Raw genomic sequence first — 18215 nt, forward strand, 5'->3', positions numbered from 1 at the left:
CCCCTGGGGGTTCGTTGCGCTAACCGCCACCATTCGTCGTCGACTTCGCGTGGACCGGCTGGGCGGAAGTGACCAGGAGAAAGCCAACGGAGTCGCTCAGGAGTTCGTGGGCGCGCTCGACGATGTCCTCCAAGGAGATCGTCTTCGCGAACATGCGCTGCGCTTCAGCCAGCAACTGGTCGCGAGTCGGCACGCTGGGCAGATGCAAGTCGGCACGCTGCTGCAACAGAAGGAGTGCGTCCCGCAGCGACAATTCGGTCTCATGAATCGATGTCTTGATCGCAGATGCGATGTGTTCGGGATTAAACCGAGCGGCAAGCTGCTCGGCCGCTTGCCTTATCACGCGCGATCCCAGCCGATGCTCATTGCGCAGAACCTGCCCGGGTGGCGTCTTCAGATCCCAGACAATTCCGAGCCAGGACAAGACCACCAGAACGTAATAGGTCAGATCGATCTCGTACCAGTAGAAGCCCTGCCGAGCGCTGGCCTGATAGGCGTGGTGATTGTTATGCCACCCCTCACCCATCGTCAGGAGCGCGAGCAGCCAGTTGTTGCGGGAGTCATCGCCGGTCACATACCGCCTGCGGCCGCGAACATGCGCGAGCGAGTTGATGCAGAACGTGGCGTGATAGAGCAGCACTGTGCTCCAGAGGAATCCGACCACGAGCCCCGACCAGCCGGCGATGAGGAAGCAGAGCCCCGCGAGCACGATCGCCGGCAGAAGCTCCAGCCTGTGCAGCCACATCAGCTCGGGATAGGACGCCAGGTCCGAAACCTTCACAAGGTCCGTCGCATCATGTTGCCGGTAGAAGATCCAGCCGACATGACTGTAGAGGAAGCCCTTGTGCCGGGGCGAATGCACGTCATGCGCCGTATCGGAATGAAGATGATGATGACGATGCTTGGTGGCCCACCACAGCACGCTCTTCTGGGCGCTGCTCTGGGCCAGGAAGGCGAGGATGAATTGAAAAACCCGGCTGGTCGCGTAGGAGCGATGCGAGAAATACCGGTGATACCCGGCCGTGATCCCGAACATGCGCAGCCAGTACAGGGCCACGCAAATGGTCACGGCTTGCCACGAGATACCTGACCCGATCGCCGCGACGCATCCCGCGTGGACCAATACGAACGGCAGAACCTGCGGATACATGACGTCATCGTGCTCGTCGTCGTTGTCCGGGCCCGAACCGATATTGATAGACACGCTTGCGACCTCTCCTGTTTGTCTCGGCGGGCCACCCCGCTTGCGGTATGAAAAAACCGCGGCCGGTAAACCAGTCGCGGTTCGCACGAATCGGGAGTCAGGCTCGTTCGGCCGAACTCGGAATCGAACATGGCGATTGTTCGATCAATCCGCAAGCGGCCATATGCCGCTGCTTTCCGACCCGCGATAGCCTTTACGCCGCCTTCTTGCTCTCGGCGAGCTGGGCCAGCTGCCGCATGATCTCCGTGGTGCCGACGAGACGCTCTTCCGGCGTCTCCCAATCCTGCAGGAACACCACCTTCATGTCGGGGCGCACCTTGGCGGCCTGGCCGTAGCTGCGGATGAAGCTCACGAGGCGATCGGGATAGGCGAAGGAATTGTCGCGGAAGACGATGACGGCACCCTTCGGGCCGGCGTCGATCTTCTCGACATTGGCCCGGCGGCAGAACGCCTTGATCGCGGCGACCTTGAACAAATAGCGCACCTCGTCCGGCAGCACGCCGAAGCGGTCGCGCATCTCGGCGCCAAAATTCTCGATCTCCTCCTCGGTGTCGAGATCGGCGAGCCGCCGGTACAGCGACAGCCGCACCGAGAGATCACTGACATAGTCCTCCGGAATGAGCACGGGCATGCCGATGGTGATCTGCGGCGACCAGCGGTCGGCGGCGGGCTCGGAGACGCCGGCCTTGAGGTTGACGATCGCCTCCTCCAGCATCGATTGATAAAGCTCGAAGCCGACCTCCTTGATGTGGCCGGACTGCTCCTCGCCGAGCAGGTTGCCCGCGCCGCGGATGTCGAGGTCGTGGGATGCGAGCTGGAAGCCGGCGCCCAGCGTCTCCAGCGATTGCAGCACGGTGAGCCGGCGCTCGGCCTGCGCCGTGATCTTCTGCTGCGCCGGCAGCGTGAACAGCGCATAGGCGCGCAGCTTGGAGCGGCCGACTCGGCCGCGGAGCTGATAGAGCTGGGCAAGACCGAACATGTCGGCGCGGTGCACGACCAGCGTATTGGCGTTGGGGATGTCGAGACCGGACTCAACGATGGTGGTCGACAAGAGGATGTCGAACTTGCCGTCGTAGAACGCGGTCATGATGTCCTCGATCACCGCGGGCGGCATCTGGCCGTGCGCGACCGCGACCTTCATCTCCGGCACGTTCTTGTCGAGGAAGTCCTTGACCTCGGCGAGATCCTCGATGCGCGGCACCACGTAGAACGCCTGGCCGCCGCGATAGCGCTCGCGCAAGAGCGCCTCGCGGATCATCAACGGATCATGCGGGGCGACGAAGGTGCGCACCGCGAGGCGATCGACCGGGGGCGAGGCGATGATCGAGAGCTCGCGGACGCCGGTGAGCGCCAGCTGCAGCGTGCGCGGGATCGGCGTTGCCGACAGCGTCAGCACGTGCACCTCGGAACGAAGCGCCTTCAGCCGCTCCTTGTGGCTGACGCCAAAATGCTGCTCCTCGTCGACGATGACGAGGCCGAGTTCACGGAATTTGATGGCCTTGCCAAGCAATGCGTGGGTGCCGACGACGATATCGACCGAACCGTCGGCAATGCCCTTCTTGACCTGGTTCAGCTCCTTGGTCGCAATCAGCCGCGAGGCCTGCGCCACGTTGACCGGAAAGCCCTTGAAGCGCTCGGTGAAGGTTCTTGCGTGCTGGCGCGCGAGCAGCGTGGTTGGCACCACGACCGCAACCTGCTTGCCTTCGAGCGCAACGGCAAACGCCGCGCGGAGCGCGACCTCGGTCTTGCCGAAGCCGACGTCACCGCAAATCAGCCGATCCATGGGACGGCCGAGCTCGAGGTCCTTCAGGGTGGATTCGATGGCACCGAGCTGGTCCTCGGTCTCGTCATAGGGGAAGCGCGCGCAGAACTCGTCGTAGACGCCCTGCTGCACCGGCAATTTCGGCGCCTCGTGCAGCATGCGCTCGGCCGCGATCTTGATCAGCTCGCCCGCGATCTCGCGGATGCGGTTCTTCAGCTTTGCCTTTCGGGTCTGCCAGCCCGAACCGCCGAGGCGGTCCAGCTCGACCGTGGTCTGGTCGGAGCCGTAGCGCGACAGCAGCTCGATGTTCTCGACCGGCAGGAACAGTTTCGTCTCGGCGGCATAATGCAGCTCGAGGCAGTCATGCGGCGCGCCGGCAACGTCCAAGGTCTGCAGGCCGATGAAGCGGCCGATGCCGTGCTCGACGTGGACGACGATGTCGCCGGCGGCAAGGCTCGTCACTTCCGAGATGAAATTGTCGAGCTTGCGGCTCGCCTTGCGCGGCCGCACCAGGCGGTCGCCAAGGATGTCCTGCTCGCTGATCAGCGCGATCTCGTCGGTCTCGAAGCCGCTTTCGAGGCCAAGCACGGCGAGCATGGTCTCGTTGCGCGGGGTCGCCTGCACCGTGCGCCAGCTGTTGACGCTGGTGGTATGGGCGAGCTTGTGGTCGCGCAGCATCGAAGTCATGCGATCGCGCGAGCCTTCGGTCCACAGCGCGATCACGACCTTCTTGCGCTGGGCCTGTAGCGCCATCACGTGCGCGACGACGGACTCGAACACGTTGACGGCGGTGTCGTTGCGCTCCGGCGCGAAATCGCGGCCCTTGCGCGCACCGGCATCGACCACGCTCGTGCCGTCGGTCGGCACGGAGAACGGCGTCAGCCGTGCCAGCGGGACGCCGCCGAGGCGCTTGGTCCACTCTTCATCGGTGAGATAGAGCCGGTCGGGCGGCAGCGGCTTGTAGATGGCGCCGCCACCGGGATGCTCCATAGCCTCACGCCTAGCCTCGTAATAGTCGAGGATCTGCTTGAAGCGCTCGCGCACGGCGTCCTCGGCCTGCGGCTCGATCGCAACAATTGCGCCTTGCAGATAGTCGAACAGCGTGTCCATCCGGTCCTGGAACAGCGGCAGCCAGTGCTCCATGCCGGGATGGCGGCGGCCCTCGCTGACGGCCTCGTACAGCGCATCGTCGCGCTCGGGCGCGCCGAACTCGGCGACATAGCCCATGCGGAAACGGCGGATGGTATCGGTGACGAGCTGGAACTCGGAGACCGGCACGAGGTCGAGCGAGCGCATGTCGAGCAGCGTGCGCTGGGTCTCGGCATCGAAGGAGCGGATCGATTCCAGGCTGTCGCCGAAGAAGTCGAAGCGGACGGGCTGATCGAGGCCGGCCGGAAACAGGTCGAGGATACCGCCGCGCACGGCATATTCGCCGGGCTCGCGCACGGTGGAGGAGCGGTTGTAGCCGTTGTGCTCGAGCCAGGCGACGACGGTGTCCATCGGCACGACATTGCCCGGTGCGACCGACAGCGCCTGCGCCGCGACGAGCTCGCGCGCGGGCACGCGCTGCACCACCGCGTTCACCGTGGTCAGCACGATCAGCGGCTTGTCGCTGCCGGTGAGCGAGGCGAGCCGCGCCAGCGTGGTCAGGCGCTGGGCCAAAATGCCGCCATGCGGCGAGACGCGGTCATAGGGTTGGCAGTCCCAGGCCGGAAAGGTCAGCACCGGCAGATCGGGCGCAAAGAATTGCAGCGCGCGTTCGAGCTGCTGCATGCGCGGACCGTCGCGGCAGACCACCGCAAGGCTGACCGCCGGCTTCTTCGGCCGCGCCGCGATCGCACGGGCGAGATCCGAGACAATGAGGCCTTCCGCGCCTTCCGCGACATTGGCGAGCGTCAGCGCGCGGCCGGGCGCGAGCAGCTCGGCCGGCGATTTCATCCCCTGCTTCATGCGCTGCCGTCCGTGATCGGAAATGCCTTGATGCGGGCAAACAGCGCGCCGGTGACGTCAGCCGGCAGCACCTTGTCGCCGGTGATGGCGGCATAGAGATCGGGATCGTTGACCTCGAGCAGCCGCTCGAGCTCGCCGAGCTCGGCGTCGGACAGGCTGCCGATCTCGGCGTCCGCAAAACGGCCGAGGATCAGGTCCATCTCGCGCGTGCCGCGGTGCCAGCAGCGGAACAAAAGCCGCTTGCGGCGGTCGTCCAGCCCGCTGCTCGATCGTGTCGTTCCCGTCATGTCTCAAATCCAATCAAACGCAGAAAGCCCGGACGTGCCGGGCGGGGGTGGTATAGCCACTTGGACCCCCGGTGTCAGCCCTCGATTTGGCTCCTGATTTGTTTTGGCCCGCCGCCAGCGCAGGGCACGAAAAAAGACGTGGATGCACGGCATAAAGCCGGGCATGACGGGCCGAAACGATCCTAGATTCGTCTGATGCGCCCCAGCCTGCTCAATCCGCTGTTTGCTCCCGTGACCAGCCTGCCCGGCGTCGGTCCGAAGCAGGACAAGCTGCTGCAGTATCTGCTCAGCCGGAGCGAGACGCCGCGGCTGGTCGACCTGCTGCTGCATCTGCCGAGCCAGGTCATCGACCGCCGGGCCCGGCCGAAGATCCGCGACGCGGCGGTTGGAACCATGGTGACGCTGGAGGTCACCGTCGATCGCCACCGCCCGCCCCCGCCGCGCAACGCGCGCGCGCCTTATCTCGTCTATGCCAGCGACGATACCGGCGACGTCGTGCTCACCTTCTTCCGCGCCAAGCCCGGCTATGTCGAAAAACTGCTGCCGATGGGCGCGAAACGTTACGTCTCCGGCACGCTGCAGATGTATGACGGCATCCCGCAGATCGTGCATCCCGATCGCGTGCTGGACGAGGAGGCGATCTCAAAGCTCTCAGGGATCGACCCGGTCTATCCGCTGACCGAGGGCCTCGCGCTCGGCTCGCTGCGCCGCGCGATCGCGCAGGCGCTGCAGAAGCTCCCCGCTCTGCCGGAATGGATCAGCCCCGAGGTGCTGCGCCGCTGCCACTTCCCCCCGGTCGCGGAAGCGCTCAATCGCGTGCACCGGCCGGTCGAGCTCACGGACATTTTGCCCGATCATCCGTTCTGGTCGCGACTTGCTTTCGATGAATTGCTGGCCGGCCAGCTCGCGCTCGCGCTGATCCGCGCACAACTGCGCCGCCCCGCCGGCGTGCGCAATGCCGGCGACGGCCATCTGCGCAACAAGATCATCGACGCCCTGCCCTATGCCCTCACGCCCTCGCAGCGCACCGCCTCGGCCGCCATCGCCGAGGATCTGAAGCAGCCGGTGCGCATGCTGCGCCTGCTCCAGGGCGACGTCGGCTCGGGCAAAACGGTCGTAGCGCTGCTCGCTGCCGCCGCGGTCGCCGAAGTCGGCAAGCAGGCCGCGCTGATGGCGCCGACGGAAATTCTGGCGCGCCAGCACATCAAGACCATCGCGCCACTCGCCGAGCGCGCCGGCATGCGCGTCGCGATCCTCACCGGCCGGGAAAAGGGCAAGGAGCGCCGCGAGCTCATCACTGAGCTCGCCGAGGGCGAGATCGATCTCCTCGTCGGCACCCATGCGCTGATCCAGGATGACGTCATCTTCCATGATCTCGCGCTCGCCATCGTCGACGAGCAGCACCGTTTCGGCGTACGCGAGCGCCTCGCGCTCACGTCCAAGGGCGAAGCGGTCGACGTGCTGGTGCTAAGCGCAACCCCGATTCCGCGCACGCTGGTGTTGACCTATTTCGGCGACATGGACATCTCCGAGCTGCGCGAAAAACCCGCCGGCCGCCAGCCGATCGATACCCGCGCGGTGCCGATGAGCCGGATCGCAGAAGTCATGGAGGGCGTCGGCCGCGCGCTCCAGTCCGGCAAGCTGGTCTACTGGATCTGCCCGCTGGTCGAGGAATCCGAGGCCGAGGGCACCGAGCACCTCACCAATGCGACCAAGCGTTTCGAGAGCCTGCAAAAGCGCTTTGGCGAGCGCGTCGGCCTCGTCCATGGCCAGATGAAGGGCACGGAGAAGGACCGGGTCATGGGCCAGTTCGCCGCCCACGAGATCGGGCTCCTGGTCGCCACCACCGTGGTCGAGGTCGGCGTCGACGTGCCGGCCGCCACCATCATGGTGATCGAGAACGCCGAGCGTTTTGGCCTTGCCCAGTTGCACCAGCTGCGCGGCCGCATCGGACGCGGCTCGGAAGCCTCGACCTGCATTCTGCTCTATGGCGAGCCGCTCGGCGAGATGTCGAAGGCGCGGCTGAAGGTGATCCGCGAGACCACGGACGGTTTTCGCATCGCCGAGGAAGACCTGAAGCTGCGCGGCGAAGGCGATGTGCTGGGGGTGCGCCAGAGCGGCCTGCCCGGCTACCGCATCGCGCGCCCGGAGGTGCACGGCCAACTGATCGCCCAGGCCCGCGACGAAGCGCTGCGCATCCTGAAGGACGATCCGAAGTTGAAGGGCGAGCGCGGCGAGGCGCTACGGTGCCTGCTGTATCTGTACGAGCGGGATGAGGCTATTCCGCTGATCGGGGCGGGTTAGCCGTAGTGCCGCTGCCTTGAAGTTGGCGACAGGCGTGCGGATCCGTCGACCTGCAATGACGGAAGCGCTCGGCAACGATGCTCGCTCTGCTTTCGTGTCCCGGACAAGCTGCAACGCCAAAGGCGTTGCAGCGCGGAGCCGGGACCCAGGAAGCCGCACTGAACGCTATGGCATGGGCCCCGGCTCTGCAGCGCACCGCTGAAGAAGCGCTGCGCTGCGTCCGGGGCACAAGGCTGAGTTTGATGCGCTTTGCTCTCTCCCCGTCATTGCGAGCGCAGCGAAGCATCCAGAATCTTTCCGCGGAGGGACTCTGGATTGCTTCGAGGATGCGGACGACTAGGGTTTCTTCTGCGTGACGCGCGCAGCAAATGCTCTCATCAATTCCGCCTCCACCGCCTCGCCCGTCGCATCTTCCGCCAGATGCTCGAACCACCGCGCAAAACCCTCGTAGATCTGGCTGGCCGGATGATCCGAGCCTAGGAATCCGGAGATCTCCCGCATCTCCGCGACCCAGCGATAGGCTTTCGGGATCATGTCGGGCAGCGCGACTTCGAGCCGCGCCAGGATCGCGGGCTGGCTCAGTGCCAGTTCATCACGCAGCGCATCGGCCGCGCCGGCCTTCGTGGCCGCAATCACCATGGCCGAGCCGATGCCGGCGAGACCCTTGACGATACCAGCATAGGACATCTTGAGCGCAGAGGCCGCGCCGACCGGGCCTTCGACGATGCGCACGTCGAGGCCGAGATCCTTCAGCACGGCGACGTCCTTGGCATGCTCGCCGGACATGTAGAAGGCCGGGCTCTTGCCGCCGGGCTGCGGCGGAAAGCCGATGATGCCGGCATCGACGAACGGCGCCTGCGCCGAGCCGATGATCTCCTCGATTCTTTGCACCGTATCGACATTGACGGCGTTACAATCGACGACCACAGGCTTCTTCTCGCGCCTGACGATCAGCGAGGCCAGCCGTTCAGCCAGCGCGACGGCCTCGCCCGGCGGCACGATCGAGAGGATGATGTCGGCGTCCGCAATCGCATCGTCCTCGGCACCGACCATGCCGGCGTCCGCCGCCCGTTTCAGCGTCGCCTCGCTCCGGCCCTTCAGCGACGTCAGCACGCGTGCGCCGTTCTCGCTGAGCCGGCGAGCCACGGCGCTGCCCATGGCACCGGGGGCGAGGATCGCAATGGTCTTGGACATCGTGCGCACTCCAGGTCGACTTCCGAGCGACACGCTCGGTTCAACCCGAGAATAGCAGAGGACGAATGCGCGCGCGTGAACGCGGCCATCCCGCGACGGAATGGCCCTACTCCGCCTTCGCAGGCTCGGGCTGGAGCTTGGAGGCATTGGCAATACGCGCGGCATTCGCCACGCCGGCTAGCGCCGCCGCCTTCTTCGGATCGGGTGCCGAGCCCGGCTGCACCACGCCGGCCGACATGATCAGCGTGGCTGCGTCCTCAGCGGTGAGATCGACCTCGATGATCTTGCTCTTCGGGACATAGAAGAAGAAGCCGGTGGTCGGGTTCGGCGAGCACGGCAGGAACACCGAGACGTGCTCCTCCTGCCCCGGCAGGTTACGCGCGATGTCCTCGTTCGGCGATTGCGAGATCAGCACGATCGACCACATGCCCGGCGAGGGAAATTCGACGAGGCCGACTTTGCGGAAGCTCGAGCCCTTGCCCGAAAACAGCGTCTCGAACACCTGCTTGAGGCCGCGATAGATGGCGCGCACCGCGGGGATCCGGCCCAGGAAAGTCTCGCCGACATCCACCAGCGTGCGGCCGATCAGATTGGCCGCGAGGAAGCCGACCAGCGTCAGCGTGAAGAATGCGACAATCAATCCCCAGCCGGGAACGCCATAGGGCAGATAGGTTTCCGGCCGATAGGCCAGCGGCACGAACGGCCGCACCACGCCGTCGACCCAGGTGACGAACCACCAGACCAGATAGAGGGTGATCGCGATCGGCCCCGTCACCACGAGGCCGGTGAGAAAGTAGTTGCGGAAACGGCCCATCAGGCCGGTATGCGGTTCCGGAATGGGATCAAGAGGCGCAGGCGCGTCGTCGCGGGGGGTCATTCGGGTTCCAGGTCGGTCGCTACAAACAAGCTAGGGTCTTCTAGCAGGTTTTGGAAGACTGCGACCGGCCGATATCCCGTCTGCCTATTCCACGGTCACCGATTTGGCCAGGTTGCGCGGCTGATCGACGTCGGTCCCCATCACGACAGCCGTGTGATAGGCGAGCAGCTGCACGGGGACGGCATAGACCATCGGCGTGAACGCCGCCGCCATGTCCGGCATGACGATGGTGACGAGGGACTCGACGGTCGCCTCCGCCGCGCCCTTGGCGTCGGTCATCAGGATGATGTTGCCGCCGCGCGCGGCGACCTCCTGCATGTTGGAGACGGTCTTCTCGAACACGCGGTCGTGGGGTGCGATGACGACGACCGGCATGGTCTCGTCGATCAGCGCGATCGGCCCGTGCTTGAGCTCGCCGGCGGCATAGCCTTCGGCATGAATGTAGGAGATCTCCTTCAGCTTCAGCGCGCCTTCGAGCGCCAGCGGGAAGCTGGTGCCGCGACCGAGATAGAGCACGTCGCGCGACTTGGCGATCCGGTGCGCGAGCTTTTCGATCTGGAGCTCGGTGGTGAGCGCGTCCGCCATCAGACGCGGGACCTCGACGAGGCCATGGACCAGCTTGGTCTCGTCCTCGTCGGACAATTCGCCACGGGCCTTGCCGGCCGCGATCGCAAGGTTTGCCAGCACCATGAGCTGACAGGTGAAGGCCTTGGTTGAAGCAACGCCGATCTCGGGACCGGCCAGCGTTGGCAGCACGATTTCGCTCTCGCGCGCGATCGTCGAGGTCGGCACGTTGACGACGGCGATCGTGTGCACGCCCTCAGCCTTGGCATAGCGCAGCGCGGCCAGGGTGTCGGCGGTCTCGCCCGATTGCGAGATGAAGATGGCGAGGTCGCCCTTGCGCAAGGGCGCCTCGCGGTAGCGGAATTCGGAGGCGACGTCGACCTCGACCGGCACGCGCGCGAAGCGCTCGAACCAGTATTTTGCGACGAAACCGGCATAGCTCGCGGTGCCGCACGCCGTGATGTTGATGCGCTGGATGTTCTTGAAGTCGAACGGCAGCTTGACCGGCAGCTCGACGCGCTCGGTCGCCATGTCGACGTAGCGCGCCAGCGTGTGGCCAACCACTTCCGGCTGCTCGTGGATCTCCTTGGCCATGAAGTGTCGGTAATTGGCCTTGTCGACCAGCGAGGTCGAGGCGGCGTGCCTGATCTTGTCACGCTGGACGGTGTAGCCGTCCTTGTCGAAGATCGTTGCGCTCTTGCGGGTCAGCACGACCCAGTCGCCGTCCTCGAGATAGCTGATCGTATCGGTGAACGGCCCGAGCGCGATGGCATCGGAGCCGAGATACATCTCGCCGTCGCCGTAACCGATCGCCAGCGGCGGTCCGCTGCGGGCACCGATCATGAGGTCATTGTCGCCGGCGAAGATGAAGCCGAGCGCAAAGGCACCGCGAAGGCGCGCCAGCGTCAGCTTGACGGCTTCGACCGGCTTGTTGCCGCGCGCGAGCAGATCGTCGACGAGATGCAGCACGATCTCGGTGTCGGTCTCGGTGTGGAACACCGTGCCCTTCGCCTCGAGCTCCTCGCGCAGCTCGCGAAAATTCTCGATGATGCCGTTGTGGACCACGGCGACGCGTTCGGTCGCGTGCGGATGGGCGTTGTTGACGGTCGGCTTGCCGTGGGTGGCCCAGCGCGTGTGACCAATGCCGGTGGTGCCCTTGAGCGGCTCGGCCTCGAGCCGCTTCTCCAGATTCTTCAGCTTGCCCTCGGCGCGGCGACGCTCCAGGTGCTTGCCTTCGAGCGTCGCGACGCCCGCGGAATCGTAACCGCGATATTCGAGACGTTTGAGCGAATCCACCAGTTGCTCTGCAACCGGTTCGCGCCCGAGAATGCCGACAATCCCGCACATGCGGATCACTATCCCCCAAATCGTCGAAAAATCGCCTAAACGACGCGCTCGGTTTTTAGCGAAGTTCCCAAGGAACCAGAAACTCAATAATTATTGCTGATTGAGACAGCACGGGGCCCGCGCCCCCTACTTCGCCTGCGTCGAATTGGCCGGCCTTAAACCTCGCGCATTAACTTGTTGTCAACAAGTTTGACCAACGATTCCGGTCAGGAGAACAAGGCCATGAAAGGCTCATCCGACCGCAAGGGTCTGTCGTCGATGTATCTGCGCGCCAGCGAGACCTCGGGCACGCACCTTGCGCATTGGCCGCCACCCCAGCGCGGCAAGGAAAGCAAGCCGGTCTTCGTTAAGCATGTACAAGGCGAACCGGTGAAGCGTGCTAAGCCGCGCGGCTGGCGCCTGACCCGCGCGATCTTCTCCGAATTCGCCGACGACGAATAGCCACCAAGTAAGAAGACCCTCATGGTGAGGAGCGCGAAGCGCGTCTCGAACCATGAAGGCCCGCATCTCGCCCGCAGCCATCCTTCGAGACGCCCGCTTTCAGCGGGCCCTCACGATGAGGGCGAAGCTTGCTGCGACACAACAGAAATGGCGCTCACTTCTCCGGCTTCTTGCCGCCCGTCTTCATCTCGCGATAGCGCACAGCGCCGCCTTCCCGGATGGTCTGCTGGTTGCGCTCCAGCGCCATCGCGTCGTCGGGTACGTCCTTCGTGATCACCGAGCCGGAGCCGATATAGGCGCCGCGGCCGATTGTCACCGGTGCGACCAGCGAGGAGTTGGTGCCGACGAAGGCGCCCTGCCCGATGACAGTCTTGTGCTTCTTGAAGCCATCGTAGTTGCAGGTGATGGTGCCGGCGCCGATGTTGGAATTGGCGCCGACGGTGGCATCGCCGATGTAGGAGAGATGGTTGACCTTAACGCCGGCCTCCAGCGTCGCCGCCTTGGTCTCCACGAAATTGCCGATGCGCGCGCCATCGCCGAGCGAGGTGCCGGGACGCAGCCGCGCATAGGGACCGATCGAGACGTTCCTGCCGAGCGTGGTCTGCACGATGTGTGAAAAGGAATGGATCACGGTGCCGTCCGCGATCGACACGCCGGGGCCGATCACCACGAACGGCTCGATCGTCACGTCCTTGCCGAACACGGTGTCGGCGGAGAGATAAACGGTTTCCGGCGCGATCAGCGTGACGCCGGCCTCCATCGCCGCCTTGCGCAAGCGCGCCTGCATCACGCTTTCTGCTTCCGCGAGCTGCGCCTTGGTGTTGATGCCGCGCACCTCGTCCTCGCTGGTCTCGATCACCACGGACTCCCATCCCTGCTTGCGGACGATTTCGACGGCGTCCGTCAGATAATACTCGCCCTTGGAATTGGCGTTGCCGATGTGCTCGAGGATGTCGAGCGCGCGGCGGCCGTCGATCGCCATCACGCCGGCGTTGCACAGATCGATCTTGCGCTCGTCCGCACTGGCGTCGGCCTGCTCGCGGATCGCGACCAGGCGGTCGCCCTCGACGATGAAGCGGCCATAGCCGGTGGGATCGGCGGCGCGAAAGCCGAGCGCGGCAATCGCGGCACCCTTCGCGAGCGGCGCGCGCAGCCGCGCAAAGGTCTCGGCCGAGATCAGCGGCGTGTCGCCGAAGGCAATGAGGAGATCATCCGCGCCTCGCGCGATCGCCTCGCGCGCCGCCAGCACCGCATGCGCGGTGCCGAGCCGCTCGGCTTGCACGAAGGTGAGCGCGTCGGGGCGGATGCGCTTTGCCTCATCCGCGACCGCCTGGTGATCGGGGCCGATCACGACGGCGAGCGCGGTGCCGGTTCCCTTGGGTGCGGCCGCGAGCACATGGGCGAGCAATGTCTGGGAAGCGACGGGATGCAGCACCTTCGGCAGGCTCGATCGCATGCGCGTGCCTTCGCCGGCGGCGAGCACGATCGTGAGGCTGGAACGGGCGGTCATCGAAATCCTGACAGATATAGTCGAATCAATTGGCACAACGGGCAGCGAGCCCCCCAGAAGCTATCGCCTTGCTACCCCCGCAAACGCCCGGAATTCAAGTGCGGCGCGCATTTCCTGTTAATGTTCCCTGATTGATTCGGGGAAGCCGGACAGGGCTGGGCACTTAACGTACATGGCAAAGGATTCCGACCCACTGGCGGATGCCTTCGGCACCAAGGAGACCGGCGGGCTGTTCTCCGGACTTCTGGCCGAGGAAAACGCCTTCGACCGGCGCATGATGTGGCGGCTGGGCTCGTGGGGCGTGGCGGCGGTCGGCGCCGTCGTCGTTGCCGTGATGGCCAACCAGGCCCAGCTTGGCTGGCGGCGCGACCAGGTTGCGTCCGCCGATCTCGCGCGCCAGGCCGACCGGCTCCAGCTGCTGACCAAGGAGAGCCAGAACGAGGCGCGCCGACTCGCCGCTGCCATCGAGACGCTGAACAGCGACCGCGACCGACTGTATTCGCGCGTCACCGTGCTGGAGCAAGGGCTCGATTCCGTCACCGGAGCCATTGCCAAGCAAGCCGCCACGCCGCAGGGCGCGAAGCCGCAGGACGCAGCGCCAGCCCCCACAGCTCCCAGCGTCGCGCCAGTCGCCTCGACCCCTACCCCGGCGAGCGAGAAGCCGCGCACCGAAGCCGCCAGGGATTCTCAGAAGGACACCCCAAAGGAATCGTTGAAGGAGCCGGCGAGCCCACCGCCGCAGACCGCGGCCGCCGCCTCGCTCGTGCAACAGGCGCCTGCGATGAATTCGGCGCTGCCGACCATTCCGCTGGTGCCGTCCAAGTCGCTCATGGCGCCGCCGGATCCGGCCGCATCGAAACTGATTCAACCCGAAGCAGCTGAGAAGGCTGCCGAGAAGAAGGCCGAGCCGGCGCCCGGCGCGGCCGAGGTCGTCGCGGCAGCAGCAAAGCCAGCGGACGCAACCGAGAGCGAATCCCCTGCGATCGCGGTTCAGCAGACGCGCTTTGCGATCGATCTCGGCGGCGCCAATTCGATCGACGGCCTGCGCGCGCTCTGGCGCAGCCTGACCAAGTCCAATCCGGAGATCGCGGCGCTGCGGCCGATCATCATGATCAAGGAAGGCGCCACCGGCCTCGGCATGCAGCTCCGCTTGGGGGCCGGCCCCCTGGTCAACGCCGCCGCCGCGGCAAAATTCTGCGCGAGCCTCGCCGAGAGCGACCGTCACTGCGAGACCACCGTATTCGATGGCCAGCGCCTGTCGATGCGCGGCGGCCAGGACAAGGGTCAGGACAAGGCGCAAGAGAAGACTCAAGACAGGGTTCAAGAGAAGAGTTCTGAGAAGAACCAGGACGCGGGCCCGCAAGCCGAAACCGCGCCCGCGCCGAGCGCAAAGCCCGAGAAGCCGCAGCGCCGCCGCAGCTACTCCTCGAAGCGCTCCAAGCGCGAGGAGCCCGTGCCCGCTCCCGCGGTGCAGCCGGCGCCGGCGCCGGCGAAACCGGAGGCGGCGTCAGCGTCCGCAGGATCGACGCTGTCATCGTTCTTCAGGCGATAAGGCGCCCTGCCCTGGACGGAAGCTGCTTGCATGCGGCGATCGGACACTTGGACCTGGGCTGCCCTTTCGCAGCAGGTTTGCGTTCATCCACGACGCAACACGCGCTAGCCTGGCGTCACAATGCCTAGAACAAGCCTGGTCCTCGCGTGTTCCTCGGGGCTTGGGGCGCCGGATCGACGGAAACGTCACCTGCCCTGTTGCCTGCCCGCGCCATCCCGACCATATTGCAGCCATGACAAAAAAGCCCTTCCGCCTCACGCCCTACCAGGTGCAGTTCCTGATCGTCGTCGGCTTCGCCTCCGTCGGCTATGCGCTTTATGTGCGCTATCTCGCGATTGAGCTGTCGCAGGTTGCGCTTGCCTGCGACGCCGGCCTTCAGACCGCGATCTGCAAGGCGCGTTCGGTCGCGACCGTCCTGTTCAAGAATTCGGTGTTCGGCATCGTCGCGCTGGTGGTGGCGACGCTGAACCTGATGCGGCCGTCGATCGTGCTGCTCACCGTCGGCATCGTCGCCGCCGGTCTCGGCATCGTGCTCTACAATGTCGTGCTGTCGGGCCTGGCGATCGGCCTGTTCATTCTTGGGTTTGCTCGGCCCGCGCCCGCCACAGCGTGAGGGCGAACAAGAGATAGATCGCGCAGGTCCACAGCGACTGCCAATTGTCGCGGCCTTCGTTGAAGAGCACAAAGACGGCCGACAGCGCCAGCACACCCGCGAACACCGCTTCCGCGATCGGACGCTGGCCGATCTGCGGGCGGTTCAGCATCAAGAGCGCGAACGGCACCACCGCCATCGTCAGCGAGGCGTAGGGAAAATCCTTGTAGCGCGGGTCGAACACGAAGCCGAGCGCGGTCGCCGCCGCGATCACCGCCGTCACCGCCAGCGTCAGGCCGAGCACCGCGGTGAGCTTCGACCATTTCCGGCCCCCGCGCGGGCCGAGCAGGTCGAGGAAGGTCGGAAGGCTGCGGCCGATCACCATCGCCTGCGCGCAGAAGATCGGCGACAGGATGCCGGCAAGCAGCAGCGCGCCCCAGAGCAGCCAGCCGCCGATGCCGTAGCTCTCGTAATACATCTTGTCGGCGCCGATCCCGAGCAGGATGCCCGCTGAGGTCGCCGAGATGCCGACGCCGAGCCAGGCCGAGAAGCGCGGCGTCCACGGCCGCCGACGCAGCGTGATGAGCGCAACAGTGAACACCAGAACGCTGAGGCCCATACCCGCCCCCATGTACCATTTCCAGTACGGGAAATTGCTGATCGGCTCGCCCGGCGGATATTTCAGGCTCCGGCGCACCGAATCGTACAGGCCCCAATAGCCGCCGACGGTGCCTTCCAGCCTGCGCTTCCACGGCTGGTCGTAGGACTCGATCAGATTGACGCGAAACTTCTGCGCCTTCGCCAGGCTCAGGATTTCCGAGACGACACGCGCCTGATTGGTGCGCGACGGCAACGCGCCGTCGCGCATGCGGCCCTCGCTCGGCCAGCCGGTTTCGCCGATCAGGATCTCCTTGCCGGGGAACGCCACCGCCATGCGCTCGCGGATCGCCTCGACATGGGCGGAGGCGAATTTCGCCTTCACGGGGAAATCCTCCCAATAAGGCAGGATGTGGATCGTGACGAAATCGACGGCGTCATGGACCTCGCGGTTCTTCAGCCAGTATTCCCAGACATCGGCATAGGTGACGGGCACGCTGACCTGCGCCTTCACCGAGCGGATGATCGAGACGAGGTCGGCCGTCGTCATCTCGCCGCGCAGCAGCACCTCGTTGCCGACGATGACCGCGGTGATGATCTCGGGGAATTCCTTGGTGAGGCGAACGGCGAGCGCGGCCTGCGCAAAGTTCTTGGTGCGGTTGCTGGAGAGCCAGATGCCCTGGAGCACTTTCAGCCCGCCGACCTTGGCGGCGATCGCCGGCACCTGGTCGAGCCCGTTCTCCATCGAATAGGTGCGGATGCAGTCGGTGATTTGCTTGAGCTGGCGCAGGTCCTGCTCGATCTGGTCGGCCTCGATATGGGTCCATGCGTCCAGCGGCGACTGCTCGCCGCGGAATGGCGCGTAGGAGACGCATTGGACCTTGTCGGCGGGGTCGATCGGAGCGCGCGCGAGCGTGATCGGCGTGGCAAGCCACCACCACACGGCAGCGATCGCACCCAACGAAACGAGCAGAAGCGCCAGTGGCGTACGAAGAGAAATCGGTTCCGTCCTCCGCGAAGGGTCCGTCGATTACCTGCTCGCACGCCATCTGCCAAGGGGGGTCCAAGCGGGTGTCCAAATGCCGATCCACTCTGCGGATCCGCTCCTCCCCCCAAAGGAATCTGGCTGCGGCCGTTCGATCGTGCTCTAGGATTGTGACTTTGCTGGACAAAATTCGAAATACAGGTCATGGACTCCGAAAGACTTTTCCGCCGCATTGGAGACCCATTTGGACGCCATCACCGGCGCGTCCGCGGGATCCTGACGCGGACGGCCAGCGGATACATTGGGGAATTCATGCGGCAACGGGTGTTCGAGTCACGAAATGCGGTCCTGCGGCAGTTCGCCGCCACCTTGGCCGTCTCTTCCTTGCTCGTCCTGATGGGTGTTGGTGGTGCCTCCGCCCAGAGCGGCACACCGGCCCCTGACCAGGGCAAGGCGGCCGCCCAGCCCGCCGACGCCGCCAAGGATGCCGCCCAGAACCAGCGCCGCACCGACGAATTCGCCGAAGCGGCCCAGGTCATCAACGGCCCGGCCGGCAACCCCGAATGCGTCTGGCTCGGCCGCCGCGTGGTCCGGCTGATGTGGCGCGACGACCTCGATACCGCGTTCCGCCATCTCGACCTCTACGACCGCTTCGGCTGTCCCGGCGGCCACATCCAGGCCGCCTTCCGCTGCCTGACCCGATTCGGCGGCCAGATCGATCCCAAGGTGGCTGAGACCCTGGATAGCCGCGTGCACGCGTGCTGGATCAATCCGGCCGCCCAGCCGCAGCAGGCGTCGGCCGCGGCTTCCCAGCCGGCGGCACCGGCAGCAGGCAATGCGCCGGCACCGCAGCCGGCCGCAAGCCCCTCGCCTGCGGCGAGCCCATCCCCTGCGCCCTCGAAATAGCCGCGATCGTTTCAGCTGTCGTTCAGGAACGATCGGCCATAGACGCGGTTGGCACTGCCGCGCGTCGTTCGAAAAGGCCATGCCCTCATAAGGACATGAGGCCATGACAGTTGTGAAACCGCGCGGCAGAGGTATGCTCCCTT

Annotated in this window: 13 protein-coding genes; 5 read left to right on the plus strand and 8 right to left on the minus strand. The window is 65.5% G+C overall.

Features of this window, described 5'->3' with window-relative positions; all coding sequences use genetic code 11:
- Positions 1-19 precede the first annotated feature (19 nt).
- From CVM73_RS03350 to CVM73_RS03360, 3 genes are all read right to left on the minus strand, one after another.
- Positions 20-1150, minus strand: a complete 1131-nt coding sequence (locus tag CVM73_RS03350; RefSeq protein ID WP_167406622.1) for an acyl-CoA desaturase — start codon at positions 1148-1150, stop codon at positions 20-22.
- A gap of 247 nt (positions 1151-1397) precedes the next feature.
- Positions 1398-4916, minus strand: coding sequence for a transcription-repair coupling factor (gene mfd / locus CVM73_RS03355; RefSeq protein ID WP_100230585.1), 3519 nt, complete (start codon positions 4914-4916; stop codon positions 1398-1400).
- Complete coding sequence (locus CVM73_RS03360; RefSeq protein ID WP_100230586.1) at positions 4913-5203, minus strand: FAD assembly factor SdhE; 291 nt, start codon at positions 5201-5203, stop codon at positions 4913-4915. Before CVM73_RS03360 ends, mfd begins: the two co-directional genes overlap by 4 nt.
- Before the next feature lie 195 nt (positions 5204-5398).
- On the opposite strand from CVM73_RS03360, the gene recG reads away from it, so the two are divergent.
- Positions 5399-7507, plus strand: a complete 2109-nt coding sequence (gene recG / locus CVM73_RS03365; RefSeq protein ID WP_100230587.1) for an ATP-dependent DNA helicase RecG — start codon at positions 5399-5401, stop codon at positions 7505-7507.
- A 336-nt stretch (positions 7508-7843) separates the two neighbouring features.
- On the opposite strand, the gene CVM73_RS03370 is transcribed toward recG, so the two are convergent.
- From CVM73_RS03370 to glmS, 3 genes are all read right to left on the minus strand, one after another.
- Entirely contained in the window at positions 7844-8701 is an 858-nt protein-coding gene (locus tag CVM73_RS03370) for an NAD(P)-dependent oxidoreductase (RefSeq protein WP_100230797.1), read from the minus strand.
- A gap of 106 nt (positions 8702-8807) precedes the next feature.
- Positions 8808-9578, minus strand: coding sequence for a DUF502 domain-containing protein (locus CVM73_RS03375; protein ID WP_100230588.1), 771 nt, complete (start codon positions 9576-9578; stop codon positions 8808-8810).
- A gap of 84 nt (positions 9579-9662) precedes the next feature.
- Positions 9663-11489: a glutamine--fructose-6-phosphate transaminase (isomerizing) gene (gene glmS / locus CVM73_RS03380; protein WP_100230589.1), complete on the minus strand. Its 1827-nt coding sequence runs from the start codon at positions 11487-11489 to the stop codon at positions 9663-9665.
- A gap of 222 nt (positions 11490-11711) precedes the next feature.
- Here glmS and CVM73_RS03385 point away from each other — a divergent pair, with 222 nt between their 5' ends.
- Entirely contained in the window at positions 11712-11930 is a 219-nt protein-coding gene (locus CVM73_RS03385) for a hypothetical protein (protein ID WP_100230798.1), read from the plus strand.
- Between the two features lie 154 nt (positions 11931-12084).
- Here CVM73_RS03385 and glmU read toward each other — a convergent pair whose 3' ends face one another.
- Positions 12085-13440 (minus strand): bifunctional UDP-N-acetylglucosamine diphosphorylase/glucosamine-1-phosphate N-acetyltransferase GlmU, encoded by a 1356-nt coding sequence (glmU, locus tag CVM73_RS03390; protein WP_100230590.1) that lies wholly within the window; start codon positions 13438-13440, stop codon positions 12085-12087.
- Positions 13441-13612: 172 nt separating this feature from the next.
- Here glmU and CVM73_RS03395 point away from each other — a divergent pair, with 172 nt between their 5' ends.
- On the plus strand, positions 13613-14992 hold the full coding sequence (locus CVM73_RS03395) for a hypothetical protein (protein WP_100230591.1): 1380 nt from the start codon (positions 13613-13615) through the stop codon (positions 14990-14992).
- 232 nt (positions 14993-15224) lie between these two features.
- Positions 15225-15605, plus strand: a complete 381-nt coding sequence (locus CVM73_RS03400; RefSeq protein WP_027573458.1) for a hypothetical protein — start codon at positions 15225-15227, stop codon at positions 15603-15605.
- Here CVM73_RS03400 and CVM73_RS03405 read toward each other — a convergent pair.
- Entirely contained in the window at positions 15565-17142 is a 1578-nt protein-coding gene (locus tag CVM73_RS03405; RefSeq protein WP_245452204.1) for a glycoside hydrolase family 17 protein, read from the minus strand. The two genes, CVM73_RS03400 and CVM73_RS03405, sit on opposite strands and share 41 nt — an antisense overlap.
- A gap of 336 nt (positions 17143-17478) precedes the next feature.
- Here CVM73_RS03405 and CVM73_RS03410 point away from each other — a divergent pair, with 336 nt between their 5' ends.
- Positions 17479-18072, plus strand: coding sequence for a beta-1-3, beta-1-6-glucan biosynthesis protein (locus CVM73_RS03410; RefSeq protein ID WP_100230592.1), 594 nt, complete (start codon positions 17479-17481; stop codon positions 18070-18072).
- Positions 18073-18215 lie beyond the last annotated feature (143 nt).

This window comes from Bradyrhizobium forestalis, from assembly GCF_002795245.1.
Lineage (GTDB): Bacteria > Pseudomonadota > Alphaproteobacteria > Rhizobiales > Xanthobacteraceae > Bradyrhizobium > Bradyrhizobium forestalis.